Source organism: Sulfitobacter sp. HI0027 (assembly GCF_001634775.1).
Classification (GTDB): domain Bacteria; phylum Pseudomonadota; class Alphaproteobacteria; order Rhodobacterales; family Rhodobacteraceae; genus Sulfitobacter.
This window is the reverse complement of sequence record NZ_LWER01000167.1, coordinates 1-264: the sequence shown is the minus strand read 5'-3', so window position 1 is coordinate 264 and position 264 is coordinate 1. Positions and strand designations below refer to the sequence as shown.

At 59.8% G+C, this 264-nt stretch carries 1 pseudogene; it reads left to right on the top strand.

Going from position 1 to position 264, the window contains the following annotated elements:
• Positions 1 to 264: pseudogene (locus A3722_RS10725) on the top strand (glycosyltransferase family 2 protein); the annotation flags it as partial.

The following is a 264-nucleotide window of genomic DNA, read 5'->3' as shown; positions in this document are numbered from 1 at the left end:
GAGATTGCGTCGTGGTTCGACAGCGGCAACTACACCATTTCGCGCAATCGGCGGTTTGGAAACCTCTGGATTCAGGGCGGGCCACGGGCGCGGGTGTTCTTCCCAGATGAACCCGCCAAGGCCCCTGCGTTGAACAAGGTGCCGCTGGTCAAATGGGATCAGCGCTATGCCTATGTCAGCTCAACCCATACGCTGCTGCCGCGCGGGCTTAATCAGGTCTATGACGAATGGGGCGGAGAGAAAGCCTCGGGCGTGTTGCTGCAT